At 43.5% G+C, this 21,080-nt stretch carries 12 protein-coding genes; 8 read left to right on the forward strand and 4 right to left on the reverse strand.

The genetic code is table 11. The features are described 5' to 3' along the window. Positions 1 to 124: 124 nt before the first annotated feature. Positions 125 to 958, forward strand: a complete 834-nt coding sequence (locus tag KIV41_RS02875) for a S1 RNA-binding domain-containing protein (RefSeq protein WP_010448047.1) — start codon at positions 125 to 127, stop codon at positions 956 to 958. 346 nt (positions 959 to 1,304) lie between these two features. Here KIV41_RS02875 and rsmF read toward each other — a convergent pair whose 3' ends face one another. From rsmF to KIV41_RS02895, 4 genes are all read right to left on the reverse strand, one after another. Next, positions 1,305 to 2,741 carry a 16S rRNA (cytosine(1407)-C(5))-methyltransferase RsmF gene (gene rsmF / locus KIV41_RS02880; RefSeq protein ID WP_252042065.1) on the reverse strand — a complete coding sequence of 479 codons (1,437 nt, stop codon included), beginning with the start codon at positions 2,739 to 2,741 and terminating at the stop codon, positions 1,305 to 1,307. 136 nt (positions 2,742 to 2,877) lie between these two features. Further along, entirely contained in the window at positions 2,878 to 5,532 is a 2,655-nt protein-coding gene (locus KIV41_RS02885) for an MlaD family protein (protein ID WP_285335627.1), read from the reverse strand. Then, positions 5,529 to 6,770: a paraquat-inducible protein A gene (locus tag KIV41_RS02890; RefSeq protein WP_029560977.1), complete on the reverse strand. Its 1,242-nt coding sequence runs from the start codon at positions 6,768 to 6,770 to the stop codon at positions 5,529 to 5,531. Before KIV41_RS02890 ends, KIV41_RS02885 begins: the two co-directional genes overlap by 4 nt. A 21-nt stretch (positions 6,771 to 6,791) precedes the next feature. Next, a complete protein-coding gene (locus tag KIV41_RS02895) occupies positions 6,792 to 8,588 on the reverse strand; it encodes an ABC transporter ATP-binding protein (protein WP_010448040.1) in 1,797 nt (598 codons plus the stop codon). 87 nt (positions 8,589 to 8,675) lie between these two features. Between KIV41_RS02895 and KIV41_RS02900 the strand changes: the two genes are divergently transcribed. The 7 genes from KIV41_RS02900 (at position 8,676) to KIV41_RS02930 (ending at position 20,925) form a co-directional block, all read left to right on the forward strand. Then, positions 8,676 to 9,149, forward strand: a complete 474-nt coding sequence (locus tag KIV41_RS02900) for a GAF domain-containing protein (protein ID WP_285335628.1) — start codon at positions 8,676 to 8,678, stop codon at positions 9,147 to 9,149. Positions 9,150 to 9,246: 97 nt separating this feature from the next. Next, on the forward strand, positions 9,247 to 9,873 hold the full coding sequence (proQ, locus tag KIV41_RS02905) for an RNA chaperone ProQ (RefSeq protein ID WP_010448036.1): 627 nt from the start codon (positions 9,247 to 9,249) through the stop codon (positions 9,871 to 9,873). A gap of 17 nt (positions 9,874 to 9,890) precedes the next feature. Continuing rightward, complete coding sequence (gene prc / locus KIV41_RS02910; RefSeq protein WP_285335629.1) at positions 9,891 to 11,885, forward strand: carboxy terminal-processing peptidase; 1,995 nt, start codon at positions 9,891 to 9,893, stop codon at positions 11,883 to 11,885. A gap of 209 nt (positions 11,886 to 12,094) precedes the next feature. Next, positions 12,095 to 12,760, forward strand: a complete 666-nt coding sequence (locus KIV41_RS02915; protein ID WP_285335630.1) for a hypothetical protein — start codon at positions 12,095 to 12,097, stop codon at positions 12,758 to 12,760. 232 nt (positions 12,761 to 12,992) lie between these two features. Further along, positions 12,993 to 15,599 carry an aminopeptidase N gene (gene pepN, locus KIV41_RS02920; protein WP_285335631.1) on the forward strand — a complete coding sequence of 869 codons (2,607 nt, stop codon included), beginning with the start codon at positions 12,993 to 12,995 and terminating at the stop codon, positions 15,597 to 15,599. A gap of 66 nt (positions 15,600 to 15,665) precedes the next feature. Beyond that, entirely contained in the window at positions 15,666 to 15,884 is a 219-nt protein-coding gene (locus KIV41_RS02925) for a DUF2835 domain-containing protein (protein ID WP_005446806.1), read from the forward strand. A 199-nt stretch (positions 15,885 to 16,083) separates the two neighbouring features. Next, a complete protein-coding gene (locus tag KIV41_RS02930) occupies positions 16,084 to 20,925 on the forward strand; it encodes an NAD-glutamate dehydrogenase (RefSeq protein WP_005446807.1) in 4,842 nt (1,613 codons plus the stop codon). The last annotated feature ends 155 nt before the right edge of the window (positions 20,926 to 21,080 follow it).

Below are 21,080 nucleotides of genomic sequence, written 5' to 3' on the forward strand. Positions count from 1 at the left end.
CGATAGTTGAATTACTAGGGAGGTGGTTGAACAGCAACAGCATAACAGAGAGGTTTGCTTTTCTCTCTGATTTTCTTGTTAGTTTGGGTATAATTCCCAGTAAATTTAAAAAGAGACAAATTCGATGATTAAAATTGGTCAAATTAACAGCTTAGAAGTCATTAAAACGGCTGATTTTGGCGTATTTCTGGATGGTGAAGATTACGGTTCTGTATTGCTGCCTAACAAGCATGTACCAGAGGGCACAGAACTGGGTGATCACCTAGACGTATTTCTTTACTTTGATTCAGAAAGTCAGCTAGCTGCGACCATTGATAAGCCAATTGCTCAAGTGGGCGAATGGGGACTTATGAAAATCGAAGGCATCAACAAAACGGGTGCATTCGTTAACTGGGGTATTAAAGAGAAAGACCTTCTTATCCCATTCAGCGAGCAACGTGCTCGTTTTACTGCTGGCCAAAATATCCTGGTATACGTATACACAGACAAAGCATCTGGTCGTATCGTAGGTACGACTAAATTCAACAAATGGCTAGATAAAACTCCCGCTAACTATGAAGTAAACGAAGAAGTTAATCTTATCATCGCAGAGCGCAGCCAACTTGGTTACAAAGCGATCGTTAACGGTGAGCACTGGGGTATGATCTTCCCATCAGATGTCTTTGGTAAGCTATTTATCGGTAAGAAACTGAAAGGTTACGTTAAGCAAATTCGTGAAGACGGAAAGATTGACTTAGCGCTTCAAAAAGTTGGTGTTGCGAAGATGGATGACCTATCGAGCAAGATCATGGAACAACTTGAGAAGAAGGGGGGATTCTTACCTCTTAACGATAAGTCTTCTCCAGAAGCAATTTTTGAAGCGTTCCGCACTAGCAAAGGTACTTATAAAAAGACCATTGGCGGGCTATACAAGGATGGTAAGATCGTTATTGAGAAAGACGGTATCCGTCTGGCTTAATAAGCTCGCTAACCCCTCAAAAAGGTTGCTGGTTGAGTTCCTTATAGCTGATGAGCTTTGAGCTCACGTTGACAAATGCTGCAGCCAAAAAAATGGCCCAAACTCGTCCTTTTTTTGGGCCTAGGGGAAACGGCTCCTTTTAGAGCCTGCGCTAAACTTTTTTGACCAACACATATTGTCGGTTAAACATAGAGAGAAATGCCGTTTCAAAGCGATGCTTTGATACATTCAGTTTAGTACAGGGCACTCGAATCGCTAGTAAGCTCAGCTCCAATCATGCTTTATAACTAAAAAGCCATCGTAAATACGATGGCTTTTCATTTGTTTATAGCATGTCAATTTGTTACTAAAATAAGTTCTTATCACGCACAAGTTCGCGTGGCAGACCGTTTTTAATTCGATTGCTGACCCATTTCCCAAGACCAATGATCGTGCCTTCATACTTAACTAGAACTTCACCTTTCCCTGTCTTCATATCGGAAGGAATGTTTTGAGGGCGCACGTCTCGTCCCATATACCATTCACGAGCCTCTTCAATAGTCAGCTCAATAGCTTTCTTTTCTGAGCCCGTTGCAAGTGCCGTCGCCACTTGATGCTGCCAGCGATAACCGTTTTTGTGTGATTCGGCAATCTTTATCCCCATTCGAGAGAAACGCAGTTCGCCAATCATGGACTCTAGCTCATTCGGGAACAACCAAACGTCTTTGTCGCGAATCCAAACTGAACTGTCACCTGGTAACTCAATATCCATCGTGCTTCGCAGTTGCTTTGCAATCTCTGCTGACTCTTTGTTCGATGCTTTAACAAATGGGAATTTACCCATACGCTTTTTCACCTTTGGTGCTTCTACTGCAGCAAGCTTACGAATGCGTGCCACGAAAAAGCCCTCACAGTCATAGACTTGCGGGAAAATATGTAAGAAGCCTTCTTCTGTAAGCGCCGCTTCGGCATTTTCGAACAGATCTTTTAAGCTTTCGAATTCAACCGCATCACCAAATGTCTCTTTCAGGTGATGACAAACTTGTTGGTTTTCTTCCGTGCTTAGCGTACAGGTTGAATAAACCATTACGCCGCCTGGCTTTAGAGCGTGGAAAGCACTTTCAATCAGGTCTTTCTGAGTATCTGCAATTTCCACTACTGACGCTTGCGTCCAGTTTTTCATTGCATCTTCATCTTTACGAACCGTACCTTCACCGGAACAAGGTGCGTCGAGTAAAACGGCATCAAACTGTTCAGGTAGCCAACCACCAAAGACACGACCATCGAAGTTGCTAAGCGCGGCGTTACGAACGCCACAACGTTCGATGTTTGCGTGTAACACTTTGACACGACTCGCTGCGTATTCATTTGCAACCAATACGCCCTCGTTATTCATCAACGCGGCGATTTGAGTCGTTTTAGAACCTGGCGCTGCGGCTGTATCTAGAACGGCTTCGTACGACTCATCGTTCATGAATAGGGCAGAGACAGGCATCATAGAGCTGGCTTCTTGAATGTAGAAAAGCCCAGACATGTGCTCAGCAGTATTTCCAAGAGGTACAATCGACTCATCAGCTTCGATCCAAAAACCTGTTTCACACCATGGTACAGGGAAAAGAGTCCAGCCTTTTGCTTCTGCGCGCTCTAGAAACGCTTCTACACTTATCTTCAGTGTGTTTACACGAATACTTTTGCGAAGTGGCTTTTGGCACGATGCGATAAAGTCTTCCATGTTAAGGTGAGCAGGGAGAATAGTTTGGATTTTTTCCAGAAAAGCTTCTGGGATGTAAACATTAGGATGCAAAGTGAAATCTCGATTGCAGAATTTGCTGCAAATAATATACGAAAGCGACTCAGAAACGAATAGTTATGCGGCGATGGTCATAAAAAAGAGCAGTGATTGCTGCTCTTTAGATCGAGATTATTATCGCTTCTCGCGATTACGGTTTTGGAATGGCGGTGCGCCATTTTGACCAGTTCTCGTCTGCTTGTGGGTACAGATAGAATGATTGACCATCTTTTGCCGCAGGCGGGATTTGTGATTGTTCCGGGGTAGAGAAAGCAATACCGCCACGAACTAAGCTATCAAATGTGCCTGCTTTGATGTTCGCGCCAGTAATGCCAATTGATACATCTACACCTGAGACATTCCAGAACACACTATTTTGACGAACAAGGTAAGCGTATTCAGGTTGTATCTCAATCTTAGTGACAATACGATCCGCAAACTCGCCAAGACGAACATCAGTCACGCTGCCAACCTCCATTTGACGATATAGAATTGGGGTGCCAACCTGAACTGAACCTCGCTGCTCACTTTGAAGTGTGAATGAGATGCCTTTTTCTGCTTGCTGACTTTTGGCTAAATCAAATTTAAATTTTTCTGCACCATGACCAGGTTCAACACTGATTGATTTCGAGACCAACGCACCTAAGTTTTTCACGCCACCTAGCCCTATCTCGGGTTCAGTTAGCCAGAAGTGTGAGCCTGTAACAGCAACATCACTGACAAACTCTGGCAGAATTCGAGCAGTGACGTCGATATGCTCTTGTTTAAAGTTCGGTACAACTAAGGTAACTTCACCGACTTTCACTCCTTGGTAATTAATCGGCATGCCTTTTGTTACTTCTTGAGTCCCATCGGTGACCAGTTCAATGATTCGGCCAAACTTACGCGCTTTGTTCTGGTCACTATAAAGCTTCCAGTTCTGTCCAATTTTATTCTCAATCCCTGGAATAGAGTCGAAGGCGATACCGCCTTTTATCAGCGTTTTTAATGGATGAGCTTTGACGCTAATACCAGCCAATGACGCTTCAACTTCTACTCCTGAACGGTTCCAAAATACCGTTTGGTTAGTAAGTAGGTGTGCATAGCGATTTTCAATTGTCGCTTTTACAATTACACCGCCATCAACGAGGTTGAAGTCAGAGACACTTCCGACAGGAAGGTTGCGGTAGAGTAGAGGACTGCCTTTTGAAATAGGAGGAAGCTCGTTGGCGAAGAGCGTCAAAGTTTGTGACCCGCTTTGATTATATTTTGCTAATTCCGCAAGAGAAGCACTTTGGAACAATTGATACTCACTAGTGATGGACTCTTTTCCTTCACTAACGAAACTGATTGAACCGGTTAGAAGCTGCTTTGCTGGTGGCACGGTGACGCTTAATCCTGATTCAGTTAACTCAGCAGAAGCACTGCCGGTCACATAGAAGCGGTTATTAGATTTAATTAAGTGCTTGAACTCATGGTCAATGAGGACATCCATAAACACTTCATGTTTCACTTGTGTAGCGCTCTCTTTATCCAGCAAGCCAACGTTGATAATCGAACCTACAACGATTCCTTTGTATAAGACATTTGCCCCAGTATCTAAGCCAAATGAGTTGTCTGACACTAAGCGAATGGCGATAGACTTTTCTTGCTGTTGATTGAAATCTGTTTTACGAATAGCACTGAAACGACGAGCGCGATCGCCTTGCTCTGGGACGATGGTAAGGAAATTACCGCGAACTAGGTTAGTGATATTTTCCACCCCAGAGAGTGACACTTTCGCTTCTTCTAAGATGAACTTTGTATTTGTTGTCAACATGTCGCTAAACGCAGGCTGAATCGCAGCAGAGGCGAGAATTAACTCTCTACCCTCAGATAGACCCAAGTCTGTGATTTGGCCAATCTCAATGCCGCGATACATGATTGGTGCGCCTTCACCGCTAATATTGTTGTCGTCGGGTAGTGCGATCTTAATCGGAATACCTCGACCAGCCGTTTTTAGATCGCGATACAGTCTGAACTGCTTGTTTTCTTCTACTGGTTCACCATCATCCGGGGAATCAACGGCTATTGCCCCACCAAGAAGGGCGCTCATGCTCTCTAAACGAACATCTACGCCATCAAAACCGATGCTCGCACCAATACCACTCACATTCCAAAAGCGACTTCGGTTATTAATAATGTGTCGGTACTGCTCTTGAATGTTGGCATGGATCGAAATGGATTTTGCGTCTTCATTTAACTGGTAGCTGTACACTTCGCCGATAGGGATCTTTTTATAGACAATCTGAGACCCAACCGACACACCTCCCAAATCCTTACTCTTGAGTATGATATTAAGACCTTGAGTGACGCGAAGATCAGTAGGTGCTGAATCTAACGCATGAAATGTTGTTTCATATTCTTTGCTATTGCCTGGCTGAATAGAAATATAGTTACCAGAAACTAAGGCGTCTAAGCCGGAGACACCAGACAAACTCGCCGTCGGTTTAACTAGCCAAAATCGTGTACTTTCATTCAATAGCTTTGTCGCTTCTGGATAAATATCCGCATCAACGTAAATGTTACTGAGGTCTTTAGATAAGTTGATGTCTCTGACGATACCTACCTCTAACCCTTGATATCGGATCGTCGTTCTGCCCGCTACTAATCCCGCGGCGTCAGAAAAGTAAATTTGTACTCGTTGACCAGCATCGTGAATGGATTTAACCACTAACCAGCTGGCAAGTACCATGGTAAGAATAGGTAATAGCCAAAGAGGAGACAGGCCAATACTTTTCTTGACGTCAGGGGAGTAAGAATTTTGAGAACTATTCTGAACACTCATTTATGAACTCTTTTTTTATAGTCTGGAGCATTATCCCAAATAAGCCTTGGGTCTATGCTATCTGCTGCGAGCATAGTTAAAACAACTACTATTCCAAATGCGACTGCACCATAACCTGGTGTGAAATCTAAAATCTGTCCACGGTCGACTAGCGTCATCATTATTGAAATAACGAATAAATCCATTACTGACCATTTGCCAATCCATTTTACAGCGAAGTAAACCATCATACGCTGTTTATGAAATACAGAACGCTTGAACTTGATGCAAAGTAGGATATAGGCCAAACCTAAAATCTTGATGACGGGGACGATGATGCTGGCGACAAATATAATTATTGCAATGCCGTACATGCCATTTTTAACTAATCCAGCAACACCTGAAAAGATTGTATCTTCTAAACGTCGTCCATTTGTGATCAAGATAGATATAGGAATTAAGTTAGCGGGGAAGATTGCAATCGTCGCTGCAATTAAGTACGCCCACGTTTTTTGAATGGAGTTTGGTTTTCGATGATATAGCACATGATGGCATCGTTGACATTTATCACCTTCGGGCTGTGAAAGGTGGCACTCATGACAATGAATATCTTTGTGCTCGAAGTGAAAAGCTCGTTCTGGTTGCCAGGCTTCCCAATATCGACGAACGCTGATACGGGTGATTAATAATACAGTAAACAATTGAAGGAGAACTAAGCCAATAAGCCCAGGACCAACGAAAATATCTGAGTAATCTTGGAGCTTAAAACATGAAATGGCGATGCTAACAAGAAATACGTCAATCATCACCCAATGCTTTAGGTGTTGAACAAGCCAGAGTGAGATACGCATACCGTTAAACCAGCGGATCTTCATCGATGCATGAGCGACGACAACAGAGCTACAAACGATAAATGGAGCTAGAGAACTACAAAATAGAATCAAAAGTGACAGTGCAACGAAACCTTCGTCCATTAACGTAATCATTCCAGCAGGGAGGGTTGCCGGGATCATGACCCCAACTAAACGAATACTGATGAAGTCAAAGAAGTGGGAAGGGATGAACAGTAATAAGCAAGTGACGGCAATTGCCAGATTCCCAGAAAGGCTAGGAGAGCCGCCACGATAAAGTTGCGTGCCACATCGAGGGCAATAGGCGTGTTTCCCTCTAGGTAGAAGGAGGGTATCGACAGGTAATTCGCAACCCTGACATAGTCTGACATTGTCAGGGTTATTTGCATGCTTATCTAGAGAGGCCAATATGACCTCCCTGCGATAATACTAAACGTGGGACTGAACTCCCCCGTATAACGTTTGGTACAAACCTTCTTGTTCAACTAACTCACCATGCGTGCCCGACTGGGTGACTTTTCCATCTTCAAGTACGTAAATTAAATCAGCTTGTTTTACTGCAGACAGCCTGTGCGCAACGATTAAAGTGGTTCTGCCGTTCAGAAACTCTGTTAACGCCTTATGGAGCGCTGCTTCCGTAGCGGTATCTAATGCTGATGTCGCCTCATCAAGTATTACAAACTGAGGATCGCTTAACACCATACGAGCAATGGCCAATCTCTGTCTTTGTCCACCAGACAATCGGATACCGTTCCTACCGATTTGGGTGTTTAAACCATTGTCTAATTGCTTCATTACGTCTTGTAACTGAGCAACTTCTAATGCGCGCCACAAAGACAACTCATCAAAGTCACCACCAAGCGTAAGATTATGCCTTAGCGTGTCGTTAAATAATATAGGTTGCTGTAATACAACGGCAATTTTATTACGAATTACATCGAAGCTTATATCTTCACTGAGTTCATCATTAAAACGTATGTTTCCAGAGTTTTGTCGATAAACACCAATTAATAGTTGGATCAGTGTGGATTTACCTCCACCAGAAGCACCAACAAGTGCCACTTTTTTACCCGGTGGAATGTGCAGTGAGAGGTTATCCAAGACCTTTACCTCACTATTGTATGAAAAATCTACATTCTCGATTTTAACATCAACTTCTTGGCCTTTGTTGAAAGGATTTACCTTAGAAACAGGTCTATGTTCTTCCTCGAGTTCAAGAAGGTCATTGATGCGTTTTAGGGCAGCTTTAGCGCTGTACCAAGAAAACTGAATGCCTAATAGCTCTTGTACTGGGGACAACATAAACCAAAGATAGCCAAAGACCGCAAAAATCTGACCGATGGTGAGGTCACTGAACATCACCATGAGCATTGCGACGGCACGGAAAAGTTCAAAACCGATTAAGAAAAGAAGGAAGGACACACGACCAGCTGCCTCTGACTGCCAGGCGTATTTGTCTGCGTCGATACGGATCTGATCAGCATCGAATTTTAACTGTTGAAGAAACTCACGTTCTTTGTTGGCTGCTCGCAATTGGTAGATGCCATCTAAAGTTTCAACCAATCGGTTTTGGAAAACTTCGAATGAGTGGTTCTCTTTGCGCTTAAGATGTTTGACCGTACTTCCCAGCTTGCGTGAAAAGTAGATAACGATAGGGTTCACTAGAAGAATGAATAATCCAAGACGCCAGTCTAACCACAAGAGAATGATGGCCGTACCTATGACGGTGAGTAAGCTAATAACAAATTTAGCTAACGTAGAACCGATAAACTTATCTATGGTCTCTATGTCAGTGATAAGGTGAGCGTTGATGCCGCCGCTACCTTTTGTTTCATATTGGCGAATACTTATCCGACCAAGTTTGTCGATCATCTTGCTTCTCATTCCATAAGTAATCGTCTTTGAAACAAGAGTAAACTGGCGGCTTTGAACTATGTTAAGCGCTTGGCTGGCAGCGCGCATGAGAACAACAAGGAAGAGAGTAAAGAAGATATAACCCGTAGGAGTATGCCATGCCTCTGGTAAAACAAGATTCATGGCTGCCAAACCAGAAGCTGGCTTATCGAGTAGTACTTCATCGACCATAAGTGGCATCAGAAGTGGGATAGGAACACTAATCAGAGTTGCTAAAACCGCAATAAAGTTAGCCAAAGCCAATTTAGACTTGTGCTTTTTTGCTTGAGTTATCAACCAAGAACGGCTAATAGTGTCATTTCGTGAAGTCATTGTAATGAGAATAAGTCCTATTAAATTTTAGGCGAGCATTGTATTCACTAATAATGGAAGCCTCAACAGAATAATTTGGAAGTTAATATGACCATAGAACAATACCAAACACTTACCAAACAGGCGGTTGCACTTATCGAGTCGGAACCGGATTTAATTGCAAATCTTGCGAACATAAGTTCACTTTTATTTATGGAACTAGAAAACCTAAACTGGGCGGGATTTTATTTGAAAAAAGGAAACGAGCTCGTTCTTGGTCCGTTTCAAGGTAAACCCGCTTGTGTGCGTATCCCTATGGGGCGAGGAGTATGCGGAACTGCGGCGCAAACTAATCGCGTACAAAGAGTGTACGACGTACACGAGTTTGAAGGTCATATAGCGTGTGATGCAGCAAGTAACTCAGAAATAGTTCTGCCATTTACGATTAATGGGGAAGTGACTGGTGTACTTGATATTGATAGCCCAAGTATTGGTCGTTTTAATGAAATTGATGAGCAAGGCCTCACACATTTCATGTTAGAAGTAGAAAAGCTGCTTAATTCGCACGCTAACGACGCATAAATTCGCCCTCGAGTGTGGTTTTTCCTTGGCATGTCACTATAATACGAGAATATTTTTCTTAATGCTTCGCGGAAATCCGCTCAAATCAGGAACCCTCATGACTGAAAAGTTAAAAAACAGCAAAGAAGTTATCGCATATATTGCTGAATGTTTCCCTAAGTGCTTTACTTTAGAAGGTGAAGCAAAGCCTCTGAAAATTGGTATTTTTCAAGATCTTGCGGAACGTCTAAATGAAGACGAAAAAGTAAGCAAAACTCAGCTTCGTGCAGCGTTAAGACAGTACACTTCATCATGGCGTTACCTACACGGCGTAAAACCTGGTGCGGTACGTGTTGATCTAGATGGCAACCCTTGTGGTGAACTAGAAGAAGAGCACGTAGATCACGCTAAAGCAACACTAGCTGAGAGCAAAGCTAAAGTGCAGGCTCGTCGTAAAGAGCAAGCTCAAAAGGCTCGTGAAGAAGGTAAAGCTAAGGCAAAACCATCGGCTAAAAAACCTCAACAGCCTCGTCGTACTAACAAACCAAAAGTACAAAAAGAGAATAAGCCTGTAGAAACACGCGCATTAAACGCTGATGAAATCACAGTAGGCAATGCAGTAAACGTGAACATGGGTAAAGGAAACATGGCAGCGACCATTGTTGAAGTCAATAAGGATGATGTACGTGTTCAACTTGCTAACGGCCTACAAATGGTTGTAAAAGCGGAGCACTTGCGCGCATAAGGGAGATACTCCTACGCATGAATTGCCGTTCAAAAGTGACACTGATTGCTGCTAGCTTAATGCTAGCAGCTTCAGCTCAGGCTCTAGAAGCCAAACTAAACAAAGATGATTTGCCGGTTCTCGCTCCTGAAGTTCAGCACGAAACAGCCAGCAAACGTGTAACATCTCGATTCACACGATCTCACTATAAGCACTTCAATCTTAACGATGATTTCTCCAAAGCGATCTTTGAGCGCTACGTAGAAATGCTTGATTACAATAGAAATATTTTTACTCGAGCCGATATCGACTCTTTCAAAGATTGGTCAATCAGCCTTGATGATCAACTTAAAGCTGGCAACAACAAGATTGCTTTTGATGTTTATAACCTTTCGATGCAGAAGCGCTTTGACCGTTTCGCCTACGCACTGACTCTACTCGATAACGAAATCAAGTTTGATACTGATGAATTTATTGAATTAGATCGCTCTGAAGCTGCATGGCCAAAAGATGAAGCGGAATTGAATGAACTGTGGCGTAAGCGTGTTAAATATGACGCTCTTAACCTCAAGATGACTGGTAAAGAATGGCCAGAAATTAAAGAGGTATTAGAGAAGCGTTATAACAACGCAATGAAACGTATCACTCAAACTCGCAACGAAGACGCTTTCCAACTTTACATGAACGCTTTCGCTCGTGAAGTTGATCCGCACACTAGCTACCTGTCTCCTCGAAATGCAGAACAATTCCAATCAGAGATGAATTTGTCTCTTGAAGGTATTGGTGCCGTACTTCAAATGACCGATGACTACACAGTGATTCGATCTTTGGTTGCCGGCGGTCCTGCTTCTAAGAGCAAACAGTTGGGCGAGGGTGACCGCATCATCGGTGTTGGTCAAGATGGCGAAGAAGTTGTCGATGTCATTGGTTGGCGTCTTGATGATGTCGTACAGTTAATTAAGGGGCCAAAAGGCACTAAAGTTAATCTGCAAGTCTTGCCAGAAGGTAAAGATGCGAAGAGTTACGTTGTCACTATTGTTCGTGACAAAGTTCGCCTAGAAGACCGCGCGGTTAAATCTGAAATCATCGAGAAAGACGGTAAAAAGATTGGTGTGCTTGAAGTTCCAAGCTTCTACGTTGGTCTCTCGAAAGATACAGACAAACTGCTTGCTGAACTAAAAGCCAAGAACGTTGACGGCGTGATCGTTGATTTACGAAACAACGGTGGTGGTGCACTGACAGAAGCAACCGCTTTAACAGGTCTCTTTATTAAAGAGGGCCCGGTTGTTCAAGTTCGTGATAGCTACGGACGTATCAAGGTAAATGCAGATACCGATGGCCAAATAAGTTACGACGGCCCGCTAACTGTATTGATCAACCGTTACAGTGCTTCAGCGTCTGAGATCTTTGCGGCAGCAATGCAGGATTATAATCGTGCGATTATTCTTGGCGAAAACTCTTTCGGCAAGGGTACCGTTCAGCAACATCGCTCACTGAACCATATCTACGATCTTTTCGATAAAGAGCTTGGTTATGTTCAATACACGATTCAGAAGTTCTACCGCATTGATGGTGGCAGTACTCAGAACCGTGGTGTTGCACCAGACATCGCTTATCCAACGCCAGTTGAGCCAAGCGAAACAGGTGAAAGTGTTGAAGATAACGCGTTACCTTGGGATAGCATTGATAAAGCAAAATATCAGACATTCCCAAGTAACGACGCACTTGTGACTCAACTGACTGAACTTCACAACAAACGTATCGCAGATGAAATGGAATTCCGCTTCATCAAAGAAGATATCGAGAAGTACCGTAAAGAGAAAGACGATAACTTATTGTCTCTTAACGAGAAAGTTCGTGAGGATGAATCGGATAAAGCCGAGGCTCTACGTCTAGAGCGCATCAATGAACGTCAAGCTGCAATGGGTAAAGAACCATTCAAAACGCTTGATGATGTGCCAAAAGATTACGAAGCACCAGACGTTTATCTAGATGAATCCGTTGCTGTTATGGTCGATATGCTGAAGAGCTAATAATTCAGTCATAATGACTAACAATTCTGTGTATTAAGAGCGAGTCATAGCGACTCGCTCTTTTTTTATGTGTATTTACCACTATGTTCAAACTGAATTCGGTGAATCCTACGCTTAATTTTCTCCAACAAATTACGTGATGTAGATCAAATATTTCGCGAAAACGAGATCTAGCACCTAAGCTAAAAGAAAACGATAAGGATACCGTTATGAAATGGTTCATCATTTTACTTAGCTTTTGCTGCTTTAGTGTTTCTAGTGCGGAACCCAACAAGGAAGACGAACTCAGTCACTTTGACACCCCGTTTTTGATCGGCGACTGGTACTTGATGAATCCCAACCCGGAAGAATCATCAGAGAATTTCCGTGCTATCAAACTGACTTTGGGTTCTGATTACACCTTCTCGATCGATATACAGAAAAAAGACTACTCAATAGACCATTGGGAAGGGATGTATAACGCCAATGAAGACACCATTGTTCTTGGTTTGAATACAGACGAACCACAAATTTATGCATATCGAAACAATCACAACACATTAGATTTGAACGGCGTGACCTTCACAAAAGGACTCTCAAATGCGCTTGCCGGCATTTGGTCCAGTTCACAAGTCGGCGGCGATGGTATGCTCGCCAATAACATCAATCAGATGGATTTGATTCTACAACCTGACTTTGTGTTCATGTTCCGTGTCGCGAACGATGAAGGTGAGGAGTCTGTTAAGCAGGGCGTGTTCTACACCGAGGGGGAACATTTGGTTCTTTTGTATGAAAACGGGGAACATGGTACTCGCTACGTACTCAATCAAAATGAGCTTACGATTAAGGATTCAAACGGTGATATGTACGCGGTTCTCAACCGAGTGACACCCTAAATGATTCATCCTCATTATTTCACGCTAGGTTATTAATAGTGAAATATTCTGATGTTGATTAAATGTTAAACGGAAAGCGGAGCTAAGCCACTAAAAGCTCCGTTTTTTTATAGAAAGACTTGTATTCTGATACCATAACCCCTACAAATAGCTTATATCGTGATACCAGTGTGAGGTGTTTGAGCCTCTAGTCCTGGTATTTTTGTGGTTCTATATACAAGGATTTATGGACATGTCTCAAGCTCCCCAAGCGAAATATCGCAAAGATTATAAGGCGCCATCTCATACCATTACTGATATCGATTTGACGTTTGATCTTTATGACAACGACACAATCGTCACAGCAGTATCAAAAGTAGTTCAAAAGGGTGAATCAACCACGTTAGAACTGGACGGTGAAGGGCTAGAGCTACGCTCCGTAAAAGTGAATGGTGAAGATTGGTCTCACCATGAAGTAAAAGAAGCCTCTTTAGTGCTTACCGATTTGCCTGCGGAATTTGATTTAGAAATCATTACTAAGATCGACCCAGAAGCAAACACGGCACTTGAAGGTCTTTACAAATCAGGTGGTGCGTTTTGTACGCAGTGTGAAGCAGAAGGCTTCCGTCGTATTACTTACTACCTAGACCGTCCAGACGTTCTTGCGAAATACACAACAAAAGTGATCGCAGACAAAGCCGTGTATCCATACCTATTAAGCAATGGTAACCGCGTAGCTGAAGGTGAGGTAGAAAATGGTCGTCATTGGGTTCAATGGCAAGACCCACACCCAAAACCAGCTTACTTGTTCGCATTAGTAGCCGGTGATTTCGATGTACTACGTGATAAATACACAACCACATCAGGTCGTGAAGTAGACCTAGAAATCTTTGTCGACAAAGGTAACCTAGATCGTGCTGGTCACGCGATGACTTCACTTATCAACTCAATGAAGTGGGATGAAGACCGCTTTGGTCTTGAGTATGATCTAGATATCTACATGATCGTGGCCGTTGATTTCTTCAACATGGGCGCGATGGAAAACAAAGGTCTAAACATCTTCAACTCGAAGTTTGTCCTTGCGAATGAAAAAACCGCGACTGACCGTGAATACCTTGGTATTGAGGCGGTAATCGGTCACGAATACTTCCACAACTGGACGGGTAACCGTGTTACTTGTCGTGACTGGTTCCAGTTGAGTTTGAAAGAGGGCCTAACGGTATTCCGCGATCAAGAGTTCTCATCTGATCTTGGTTCACGTGCAGTAAACCGCATCGACAACGTTCGCATTATTCGCGGTCCGCAATTCGCGGAAGATTCAAGCCCAATGTCGCATCCAATTCGTCCGGATAAAGTTATTGAAATGAATAACTTCTACACGCTAACCGTGTACGAAAAGGGCAGCGAAGTGATTCGCATGTATCATACGCTACTTGGCGAAGAAGGTTTCCAAAAAGGTATGAAACTGTACTTCGAGCGTCATGATGGTACTGCAGCAACGTGTGAAGATTTCGTTTCTGCAATGGAAGACGCAACGGGCGTTGACCTTAAGCAATTCCGCTTATGGTACAGCCAGTCTGGTACGCCAACACTTCGTGTAAACAGTGAATACAATGCGGAAGCAAAAACTTACGCACTAACAGTTGAACAATTTACTGAAGCAACGCACGACCAATCAGAAAAACAAGCGCTACATATTCCATTCGATATTGAGCTGTACGCACAAAACGGTGATGTGATTCCACTGGTTATCAACGGTGAATCGGTACACAACGTTCTAGACGTGAAGCAAGACAAGCAGACTTTCGTATTCGAAAACGTCGCAGAACAACCAGTGCCATCATTGCTTCGTGAGTTCTCTGCACCGGTTAAATTGGAATACGATTACAGCGATGATGAACTGATCTTCTTGATGAAGCACGCAACAAACGATTTTGCTCGTTGGGATGCAAGCCAAATGCTGCTAGCGAAGTACATTCGTCAAAACGTAACTAACGTTCAAGCGGGTGGTGAGGTTAAGCTATCAGAAGACTTAATCGATGCATTCCGTGGCGTGTTACTTGATGCGAATCTTGAGCCAGCGTTTATCGCACAAGTTCTGTCTTTACCTTCAATTAACGAAATCACTGGTTGGTACAAGCAGATTGATATTGATGCGGTAGATACGGTACTGAATGACATTACAGTGTCACTTTCTAAAGAGCTAGAAGATGAACTGAGTGCCACCTACCACGCATTGAACCAAGCAGAGTACAGCATTGATCACGACGCTATTGGCAAACGAGCTTTGCGTAACCAATGTCTGCAGTTCCTAGCTCATACTGAGAAGGGTAATGAACTAGTTAAAGCGCAATACGAGTCATCAAACAACATGACTGATACGATTGCGGCAATGAGTGCAGCAAACAATGCGCAACTTACATGTCGTGAAGCTCTAATGGCGGACTACAGTGACAAATGGAAGCACGATGGTCTGGTTATGGACAAATGGTTTGTTCTTCAGGGCAGCAACCCAGTTGAAAACGCACTTGAGAAAGTGAAAGAAACCATGAGCCACGAAGCATTTAGCTTGAAGAACCCGAACCGTACGCGTAGCTTGATTGGTTCTTTCTTAAACGCAAACCCTGTGCGCTTCCATGATAAATCAGGCTCTGGCTACCAGTTTGCTGGTGAGATCCTTCGTCAGTTGAACGATACCAACCCACAAGTGGCGTCTCGTATGATCGATCCTCTATTGAAGTTCCGCAAATACGATGAAGGTCGCCAAGCCCTTATCCGTGCAGAGCTTGAAAAGCTTAAAGCGATGGACAATTTAGCGAAAGACCTATTCGAAAAAGTGACTAAAGCACTAGACGAATAATCGACAAAAGAATAGGGTGGTCGTTATGATCACCCTAGTTTTTTGTTCTGACAATAATCCATTCTCATGAACCAGTATTACTTCTCTCTCAACATCTCTTATCAAACATTTCTTTCACACTACTCTGGTGCCGCAAGTTCTGTACAAGTCATTACTGACAATGGTTTGAGGGTGCAACTAGATGCATCAAAATTTCGACCATTTCTTAGTCAATTAGGCATTAGAGGTCGTTTTAGACTCACAACTGACCAAAATAATAAGTTTCTAAAGTTAGAAACTCTGTGATGCCTGATATTCCTAGTGAGTTAAACAGGAATCTTAGTCACATAATCAAACATTTCACCTCCTACCACTGCGAATTTTTGTTAAACATTTGTAATTATGCTTTTACAATAAGTGCATGCATTACCTATGCTTAGTTTCGAGGCTAAAACCCGAAGTTAAGTCCCCCTACAAAACAACAATTCTAATGTGGAGTGTGAATATGACCGCGCGTGAAAATGTAGTGCCGGTTCTGCTTGAAAAGGTATACCAACTAATTCAAGACAAACTCGAGCTTTCTCACCAACCGCTTGTAACTAAACTTGCTCAACACTTATTTAGTAACATTGCTGATGATGACTTGATTCAGCGAAACGAATCCGACCTATATGGTGCCGTTGTTAGCCTGTGGCATCATGTCAATGAAAAGAAACCAGAAGACATTTCTGTCAGGGTATTCAACCCAACTGTCAGCCGCCAAGGTTGGCAATCAACACACACTATTGTTGAAATTGTTGTTCCGGACAGCCCGTTTTTGGTGGATTCCATCAAGATGGCGTTAACGCGACTTGACCTTGTTTCTCACTTGATGCTCAACAACCCAACGCAACTAGAACGCGATAAAAAAGGGCAAGTGACGGACGTTAATGGCGAGGGTGGTGTTCTTCAATCTCTGTTCCATATCGAAGTTGACCGCTTAACCAGTAAAGGTGAAATGCAAGAGCTGAAAAATGAGCTACTGACCATTTTGTCTGACACGCGTTTAGTGGTTGATGATTGGAAACAAATGGTTGATAAACTTAAGATCGTTACTGATGATCTTGAAAAGAACAAAGATCGAGTTTCGATGAAGACTGATCGTTTAGATGAGACGATCGAATACCTACGTTGGTTAGGGGATCATAACTTCACCTTCATGGGTTACAAAGAGTATGATCTTGTTAGCGTCAATGGTGACACTGAGCTGCAACCTGTTAAAGAGAAAGGTCTTGGTCTCTTTGCCGATGACAATCGCATTCGCAGCATCAAGCTTTCTGAACTGTCCGACTCTGCACGCCTAGAAGCGAAAAAGCCTTACGCATTGATCATCACTAAGGGCAATCAAGCATCTCGTATTCACCGCCCAGCTTACACTGACTACATTGGCGTTAAGAAATTCGATAAGAACGGCAAAGTGATTGGTGAGCACCGTTTCACAGGTCTTTACACTTCTGCTGTATACAACCAAGCCGTACAAAGTATTCCTCTGATCCGCGAGAAAGTGGATCGTATTCTAGAAGCGAGTGGTTACCGTAACGGATCGTACTCGTACAAAGCCCTGCACAACATTCTAGAAAACTACCCACGTGACGAATTACTTCAAGCTCGTGAAGAAGAGTTATTAGAAGTGGGGATGGGCGTTGTTCAAATGCAAGATCGTGACTTGTTACGTCTATTTGTTCGTAAAGACCCGTTTGGTCGATTCTTCAGCTGTATGGTTTACGTGACAAAAGATCGATACAACACAGAGCTTCGTCGTCAAACGCAACGCATTCTTAAGCAGTACTTTGGCTGTGAACAAGAGGTTGAATTCACAACCTTCTTCTCAGAAAGCCCGTTGGCGAGAACCCATTACATTGTTCGTGTAGACAATAACAACATTGATGTAGACGTGAAAAAGATTGAGCAGAACTTAATGGAAGTATCGACTTCATGGGACGACCGCCTAAAAGAGTCTATCATTGCTAACTTTGGTGAAAGCAAAGGTCTTCCGCTTTCGAAAGAGTACATGAGTGCATTCCCACGTTCATATAAAGAAGACATGATGCCAGGTTCTGCGGTTGCAGATATCGAACGTCTAGAAGCGTTAAGCGACGACAACAAACTCGGCATGTTGTTCTATCGTCCGCAAGAAGAAGCGGCTGAATCGAAAGCAGTTCGCTTGAAGCTATACCACCGCGACGAGCCAATTCACCTATCCGACGTGATGCCAATGTTGGAAAACCTAGGGTTACGTGTGATCGGCGAATCGCCTTATGAGATCGAAACCAACAATGGTCAAACATTCTGGATCCTAGATTTCTCAATGCTGCATAAGAGCGACAAGACCGTTGATCTTCGTGAAGCTCGCGATCGTTTCCAACAAGCATTCGCAGCGATTTGGGCTGGTAATCTAGAGAGTGATGGCTTCAACCGCTTGGTACTAGGCGCTTCACTGTCTGGTCGTGAAATCTCAATTCTTCGTGCATACGCGCGCTACATGCGCCAGGTTGGTTTCCCATTCAGCCAACAATACATAGAAGATACCCTTAGCCATTACCCAGATTTGGCAACGGGTCTAGTAAACTTGTTTGCCAAACGATTCGATCCAAAACACAAAGGCAGCGAGAAAGGTCAGAACGATCTTATCAAGAAAATAACCGAGCAACTGGATCGCGTTGAAAGCCTAGATGATGATCGTATCATCCGTCGCTACATGGAAATGATCACGGCAACGCTACGTACTAACTACTACCAATTGGACGAAAATAAGCAGCCGAAACCTTGGTTATCATTGAAGATGAAGCCAAGCGAAATCCCTGATATTCCTCAGCCAGTGCCTGCGTTTGAGATCTTCGTTTACGCACCTGATATTGAAGGTGTACACCTACGTGGCGGTAAAGTCGCGCGTGGTGGTTTGCGTTGGTCGGATCGTCAAGAGGACTTCCGTACTGAAATTCTTGGTCTGGTTAAAGCACAGCAAGTTAAGAACACGGTTATTGTTCCTGTGGGTGCAAAAGGTGGCTTCGTATGTAAACGTCAGCCAACTCTAACTAACCGTGATGAAATCTTCGCTGAAGGTCAACGTTGTTACAAACGCTTCATTCGCGCGCTTCTCGATGTGTCCGATAACATCATCGAAGGCGAAGTTATTCCGCCGAAGAGTGTAGTGCGTCACGATGAAGACGACCCATACTTAGTTGTTGCCGCCGATAAAGGTACAGCGACATTCTCTGATTTGGCGAACTCTGTATCGGATGAGTACAACTTCTGGCTAGGTGACGCGTTTGCATCAGGTGGTTCTAACGGTTATGACCACAAAGCAATGGGTATCACTGCGAAAGGTGGTTGGGAATCGGTGAAACGCCACTTCCGAGAAATGGGCATCAACTGTCAAACCACTGACTTCACAGCAATTGGCGTGGGTGATATGGCAGGGGACGTATTTGGTAACGGTATGCTGCTATCTAAGCATATTCGTCTACAAGCTGCATTTAACCATATGCACATCTTCATTGATCCAAATCCGGATTCAGCCACCAGCTGGGAAGAGCGTAATCGCTTGTTCAATCTCCCACGATCAAGCTGGGAAGATTACAACGCCGAGTTGATCTCGCAGGGCGGTGGTATTTTCTCTCGTCGCTCTAAATCGATCCAACTAACGCCAGAAATCCAAAAAATGCTGGGCACGAAGAAAGCGTCTCTAGCGCCAAACGATCTGATTAAGATGATCCTGCAAATGGAAGTGGATCTGCTTTGGAATGGTGGTATCGGTACGTATGTTAAAGCTTCTAGCGAGACACACACTGATGTTGGCGACCGTGCAAATGACGTACTCCGTATCGATGGACGTGATTTAAAAGCGAAAGTGGTTGGTGAAGGCGGTAACTTAGGTATGACTCAGCTTGGTCGTATCGAATACGCAAGCACAGGCGGTCGTGTAAATACGGACTTTGTGGATAACGTTGGTGGCGTAGACTGTTCGGACAACGAAGTGAACATTAAGATCTTCTTGAATGGTTTAGTATCGAATGGCGATCTAACGGTTAAACAACGCAACCAGATTCTTGAATCGATGGAAGACGAAGTGGGCGAAATCGTATTGGACGATGCATACCGTCAATCTGAGTCTATTTCGGTGACTGAACAGCAAGGTGTTGGCATCGTTAAAGAGCAAATCCGCTTTATCCATACAATGGAGAAAGCAGGGTACTTGGATCGTGCTCTTGAGTACATTCCAGACGATGAAACCTTGATTGAGCGAGAGAAACAAGGTCTTGGTCTGACACGTCCTGAACTTTCAGTACTCGTAGCTTACGGTAAGATGGTTCTGAAAGAACAATTGGTTGCTGACGAAATTGCAAATGATGAATTCCATGGAAAACAGTTAGTTGCTTATTTCCCAAGTGAGTTACGCCGTAACTACAAAGATCAGATGGTAAACCACCCGCTGCGTGCTGAAATCATCGCAACAGCGCTGGCAAACCAAATGGTTAATGAAATGGGCTGTAACTTCGTGACTCGTCTTCAAGAAGAGACGGGCGCGAGTGTCGTTGATATTGCGAACGCTTACAGTGCAACACGTGAGATCTTCGAACTGGAAGATATTCTTAAGCAAACTCGTGCACTCGATAACGTTGCAACTGCAGAAGCACAGTATGAGATCATGTTTTATGTACGTCGCGCATTGCGCCGTATCTCTCGTTGGTTACTTCGCAATCGCAGCGGTAAGAGCACAGTAACTGAGTTAGTTGCACTATATAAAGACGATGTTCACACTATTACTGAAACGCTAGACACCATGCTAGTTGCATCAGAAGTGGAAGAGCATAACGAACTTGCTCAGAAATGGATTGAGCGCGGAGTAGAGGAGAAACTGGCACACCATGTAGCTCGTCTCTCTAGCCTACAGTCTGCACTGGATATTTCAACAGTAGCAAGCGAAACGGGTAAAACGGTTGAACAAGCCTCGAAGCTTTACTTTAATCTAGGTGACCGTTTATCACTTCACTGGTTCTTGAAACAGATCAATAGCCAAGCGGTTGATAATAACTGGCAAGCTCTTGCTCGTGCAGCATTCCGTGAGGATCTTGATTGGCAACAACGTCAATTGACTGCTCAAGTTCTAACTTGCGGCTGTTCAACAGAAGATCTAGACGTGATGCAAGCACTCGAAGATTGGATGACAACGAATGAATTGTCATTGCATCGTTGGGAGAGCATCTTGAATGAATTCAAAGTTGGTTCCGTTCATGAGTTCGCTAAGTTCTCTGTTGCACTTCGAGAATTGGTTCTACTTAACCTGAACTGTTCTTCGAACGAATAGGGTAAGTGACTTTAGCAAAAGCCTCGCAATCGCGGGGCTTTTTTATGTTCAAATCATTATAACTTTACACAATACGTGACGACGTAACTCGTGATTTAAATTTTTCTGGCATGAAATCGTTTGCTTTTAAATAAAAAGCTAGCAATTTTGTATAG

The sequence above is a fragment of the Vibrio sp. D401a genome (genome assembly GCF_030248515.1).
Lineage (GTDB): Bacteria > Pseudomonadota > Gammaproteobacteria > Enterobacterales > Vibrionaceae > Vibrio > Vibrio rotiferianus.